Origin of the sequence: Trichococcus sp. (assembly GCF_049589555.1) — a bacterium.
Lineage (GTDB): Bacteria > Bacillota > Bacilli > Lactobacillales > Aerococcaceae > Trichococcus.
Map to the genome: position 1 here is coordinate 1 of NZ_JBAWAZ010000300.1, position 5,752 is coordinate 5,752.

Below are 5,752 nucleotides of genomic sequence, written 5' to 3' on the forward strand. Positions count from 1 at the left end.
CTTTGTTGGAATAGCGCAATAATTTTTCCGTACATTCTTCAGTCAATCCGAATTGTTCCGCCAGTTCCAGGTTTTTGCAGACGGATTGCGATTCCTGCTCATTCTGATAAAGGCTGATTTTTGTGTGCAATTTTCGGGATGCATAGGCCATCAGATAGGTCAGATTCATGTGGTTCACCTCTTTTGATAATTATAATAGAAAATTACCAATCAGCATAGATAATTTATATACGAGAAACTGGAAACGCTTTATTATACGGGTATAAAGAAAAAAGGATGTGTCGCGAATGAAAAAACAAGTCTTTAACCCATATTTGCCGAATGACGAATACGTCCCTGACGGTGAACCGAAAGTGTTCGGGGACCGGGTGTATGTATACGGAAGCCATGACCGGTTCAATGGCGAGTTTTATTGCGTCAATGATTATGTCGGCTATTCCGCGCCGGTGGATGATTTGAGCGGTTGGCGGTTTGAAGGGGTCATCTACAAAAAGGACCAGGATCCATTGAATCCGGATGGGAAGTACAATATGTTCGCGCCGGATGTTGTCCAAGGGCAGGACGGCAGATTCTATATGTATTACGGGATGGACTTCATCAACCAGATTTCCGTAGCGGTAGCTGACAAGCCTGAAGGACCTTTTGAATATTACGGCGCTATCCACCATCCGGAAGGTACCTTGTTGGGCGAAAAATCCACAGATGCATTCCAGTTCGATCCGGGCGTGCTGGTGGATGATGACAACCGGGTGTGGCTGTATACGGGATTCGCACCAGGAGAGGAATTGCAAAAAATGTTCCGTGAGGTTTTAGGTATTTCCTTCAACAAAGCCGGAAATCATGTGACCGAACTGGAAGCGGATATGCTGACGGTTAAAACGGCACCAGTGCAGCTGATTCCGAATTCTTGGGACAGCGAAGGGACAGGTTTTGAATGGCATGCCTTTTATGAAGCGAGTTCGATCCGCAAGTTCAATAACAAGTACTACTTCATTTATTCATCCGAGTTAAGCCATGAACTGGCATACGCAATCAGCGACTATCCTGACAAGGGCTTTGTCTACGGCGGAAGTCTTCATTCCAACGGGGACATCGGTTACCAAGGGAACACCGAGGAAGTAAACTACTGGGGAAACAATCACGGTTCTGTGGCCTACATCAACGGTGAATACTACATTTTTGGACACCGCCAAACGAATTACACCGAGTTTTCGCGTCAAGGGGTTGCCGAAAAATTGCAGATGACGGCGGACGGCCGATTTGAAATGGCCGAGATGACAAGTTGTGGTTTGAATCAAGGTCCGCTTAGAGGAACAGGCAGCTACCCGGCCGCAATCGCGTGCCAACTATACAGCGGCCGCGGCGCATTGAAGAGCACGGAAGTGTTGGAAAAAGAAGAGCATCCTTGCTTCACGCAGGAAAAGGAAGACAGCCAAAATGATCCCAGCCAGTTCATCCACAATCTGAAGGACGGTTCGGTCGCCGGATTCAAGTATTTTCATTTCGACGATTTGGACTCCGTTTCAGTCACGACGCGCGGTCCCGGAACAGGGCTGCTGAGCGTATATACGGAATTGGAAAAAGCACCGATCGCGGAAATTCATGTAAGCCCTTCAACGGAATGGCAAACGTTTGAAGCGAATGTATCAGGCAGTGTTGTGGGCGAACAGCCGTTGTTCTTCCGCTATGAAGGGCCGGGAATGATCGATTTCAAGGCTTTCTCTTTAGGGTAATCAATTATATTTTTTGGAGGAGGACACATGGAAGAAATTTTATACGGAGTAGCCTATTACTATGAATATCTGCCCTACGATCGATTGAAGGAAGACATCGAAATGATGAAGAAGGCGGGCATCAATGTCGTCAGGATCGCAGAATCCACTTGGTCCACCTACGAAAAGAGCCCGGGGAATTTCGATTTCTCAACGGTGGATCTTGTAATCGATGAAATGGAGAGAGCCGGCATCAAAGTGATTATTGGCACGCCAACTTATGCAATACCGAGCTGGCTGGTCGATATGGATGCGGAGGTGATGGTGACCCGAAAAGGCAGCGGTCGTGCCATCTATGGTATGCGCCAATCGATGGACATCACGAACGAAACCTATCTCTATCATGCCGAAAGGGTCATCCGCAAACTGATCGAGCGGACTGCCAATAAAAAAAATGTAATCGGATTCCAACTGGACAATGAAACGAAAGCCTACGGGACTTCCGGTAAAAATGTCCAAAAAGCATTCGTCGACCATCTGAAAAGGTTGTTCGACGGCGATCTGGACAAGATGAACGCCTCATACGGGCTGAACTACTGGAGCAACCGGATCGATTCCTGGGAGAAATTCCCTGACGTAACCGGCACAATCAACGGCAGTTTGGGAGCGGCTTTTGAAGAATATCAGCGGCTCTTGGTGGATGAATTCCTGCAATGGCAAGCGGACATCGTCAGTGAATATAAGCGGGAGGACCAGTTCCTGACGCAGAACTTCGACTTCGAATGGCGCGGCTACTCCTACGGGGTCCAGCCGGAAGTGAATCATTACAAAGCAAGCCAAGCCATCACGATTGCAGGCTGCGACATTTACCATCCGACGCAGGATCAGTTGACCGGTAAGGAAATCGCTTTTTGCGGGGACAGCACCCGCAGCCTGAAAAAGGACAACTATCTTGTGCTGGAAACGGAAGCGCAAGGCTTTCCGCAATGGACGCCGTTCCGCAATCAGCTGTTGCTTCAGGCCTACAGCCACTTGGCATCCGGCGCAAACATGGTGATGTACTGGCACTGGCATTCGATCCATAATGCCTGCGAATCCTATTGGAGAGGGCTGTTGAGCCATGCCTTCAAGGAAAATGCTACCTACCGGGAAGCGGTGACGATCGGCAATGAATGGAAAGAGCTGTCGCCAAAGTTGGTCAATCTGAAAAAGCATAACAAAGTGGCGCTTGTGGTCAGCAACGAAGCCTTGACCGCTTTGAAATGGTTCCCAGTGGACCTGAATGCGGCTTTCCAGTCGAACATCACCTACAATGATATCGTTTTAGCGTATTACACCCAACTGTACAATCTGAATATCGAGTGCGATATCGTGACGCCGGACATGGAAGGTTGGACAGACTACGAAATTCTGGTTGTTCCGGCTCTTTACAGCGCACCGAATGAAACCTATCGGGAATTGGCAGCCTTTGTCGAGAAGGGCGGGAAACTCCTGTCCACTTTCAAAACAGCAGTCGCGAATGAACATTTGAAAATTTCTTATGAAGGCACACCGAAAGGCCTGCAGGAAACCTTTGGAATGCAGTACAACCAATTCGCGATTCCAAGCAAGACTCGATTGACAAGCGAATTCTTTTCATTCGAAAAGGATGCAGAAGTGCAGGGTTTCATGGAACTGTTGGAAACGGATGGAGCAACAGTTTTGGCTACCTATGATCATGCCCCTGGTGACCGCAATGTCGCCATCACAGCTAACGAGCAAGGAAAAGGCAAAGCGGTCTATATCGGCTGCATGTTGGACGACCAGAGTTTCAGCCAGGTTTTCCGGAAAATTTTCTCGGAATTGTTTGATTATCCGTTGAGTGAATATGCATTCCCGATCATCGTCAAAAAAGGTACCAATCAATTTGGGAACGAACTGACCTATCTCTTTAATTATTCCGAGAAAGAATTGGCGGTCGCATCTCCATCAGATGGGATGTCGCTTAGGGAGAAAAGAAATGTCGTTAAGAATGAAAGCCTTATCATAAAACCCTGGGATCTTGTGATTCTGGAAAATGAACAATAATAAATGAGCAGTGGAAGGGGTAAAATAAACATGGCAACACAAAATGAAGTCAAGAATCAATTAGGTGTAAACTACAATCCGGATCCGAAAGCATCGCTGACATTTCTGGAGCGGTTCGCGTACGGGACGGGGGATTTCGCCAGCAACATCGTCTATTCGGCAATTTCGATTTTCCTCGTGTATTATTATACGGACGTCGTGCATGTCAATCCAGCTGCTGTTGGGAGCATCATGCTGATTTCCAGGATCTTCGATGGAATCAGCGACATCGTCATGGGCGTAATCGTTGACCGCACGCGTTCCAAGTACGGAAAAGCTCGGGTTTGGGTCATGCGCATGGCAATCCCATACGCACTCTCCGCCATCCTGTTGTTCTCCGTTCCGGCAAACGCCAGCGACATGTTCAAAATCGTTTATGTTTTCCTCAGCTATAATTTAGTATCCACGATCATCTTTACGGCCATCAATGTTCCTTATGCGACGATGAATGCGATGATGACCCAGAACCAGTACGAGCGGGCTTTGCTTGGAACGTTCCGGATGCTTCTGGCGACTGCAGGCACGCTGTTCATCAATACGTTCACTCTGAAATTCGTCGATTACTTTGGTGGCGATCCACGCGCTTGGACGTTGACGTTCGCTGTTTTCGGACTGATGACGGTTGCGATCCTGTTGTTCACTTTCATGTTCACGCACGAGCGCGTAATTGAAGAGGAACGCACAGAAGAGAATAAGAGAAGTGTTGCCGAGGAATTCAAAGCATTGCTGAAGAATAAATATTGGCTGATGATGACTGCAGTGATTTTCCTGTTGTATTTGTCCATGACCGTGAATGGCGGAAGTGCGGTCTACTATGCCAAAACGGTTCTGAATGACCCTGCCTTTGTTACACCATTGGGTAATGCCACAACGATCGCTCAGATCACAACTATGTTTTTCACGGCACCATTCATCAAACGGATGGGCAAACGGAACGTCTTTATGGTAGGTATGTCGGTGACGGTGTTGGGCTACATCGTGATGATCACGGCAGGAAGTACTTATTCCATGATTTTGGCAGGTAACGTCATTAAAGGTATCGGTAGCGGATTCGCAGCTTCTTGCCTGTGGGGTATGCTTTCTGATACTATCGAATACGGCGAATGGAAAACCGGCATCAGGACAGCTGGATTGGCCAACTCGGCTTCTTCTTTCGGCAGCAAGGTAGGTTCAGGATTGGGCGGTGCCGTGTTGGGCTGGATCATCGCAGCCGGCGGATACAACGGTGAAGCAGCCGTGCAAACAGCCGGCGCAATCAGTGCAGTCAATGCGGTCTACATCTACGTCCCATTGGCACTGACAGCGGTTTCGATGATTTTCGTCTACCTCTATAAATTGGACAAAGAATATGATAATATTATCAAAGACTTAGATGAACGAAAACTGGAAAAATAATAGTGTTCAGGGTGAGGCGGATTACTCGCCGATCCCTGGTTTTTTTGTTTTGAAGAGCGAAGGCATCCAATAAATGAGCGAAGGCGGGACGGACATGAAGAAAAACTACTTAAGCATCGACATCGGCGGCACGAACATCAAATTGGCCCTGATCGACCACTCCGGACAAATCCAGTCCAAGAAACAGGTGCGGACGCCGCATGAATACGGCGCATTCATCGCTGCATTGGAAAATGAAATCGAACTGGTTCAGGATGAGATTCGCGGAATCGCCTTCAGTTGTCCGGGGAAAGTCGACACGGAAACGGGTATGATTTCCTTCGGCGGCGCCTTGCCGTTTCTGGACGGCATTTCTTTTATCGAGGAATTCCAGCCGAAATTTGATGTGCCGGTTTCCGTAATCAATGACGGTAAGGCTGCTGCCTTGTCGGAGCTTTGGCTCGGTAACCTCAATGGCATCGAAAACGGTTTGGCGCTTGTGCTCGGAACCGGCATCGGCGGCGGGCTGATCCTTGACGGCAAACTCTATCAGGGCAAGC

General features: G+C 48.2%; 4 protein-coding genes. All 4 read left to right on the forward strand.

Features of this window, described 5'->3' with window-relative positions:
- Positions 1-287: 287 nt before the first annotated feature.
- A complete protein-coding gene (locus tag WBV27_RS10550; RefSeq protein ID WP_424201882.1) occupies positions 288-1,733 on the forward strand; it encodes a family 43 glycosylhydrolase in 1,446 nt (481 codons plus the stop codon).
- 27 nt (positions 1,734-1,760) lie between these two features.
- Positions 1,761-3,779, forward strand: coding sequence for a beta-galactosidase (locus tag WBV27_RS10555; RefSeq protein WP_424201884.1), 2,019 nt, complete (start codon positions 1,761-1,763; stop codon positions 3,777-3,779).
- 30 nt (positions 3,780-3,809) lie between these two features.
- On the forward strand, positions 3,810-5,213 hold the full coding sequence (locus WBV27_RS10560; RefSeq protein ID WP_424201886.1) for an MFS transporter: 1,404 nt from the start codon (positions 3,810-3,812) through the stop codon (positions 5,211-5,213).
- A gap of 94 nt (positions 5,214-5,307) precedes the next feature.
- Positions 5,308-5,752 (forward strand): ROK family protein (locus WBV27_RS10565; RefSeq protein WP_424201888.1); only part of this gene is annotated, 445 nt, incomplete at its 3' end.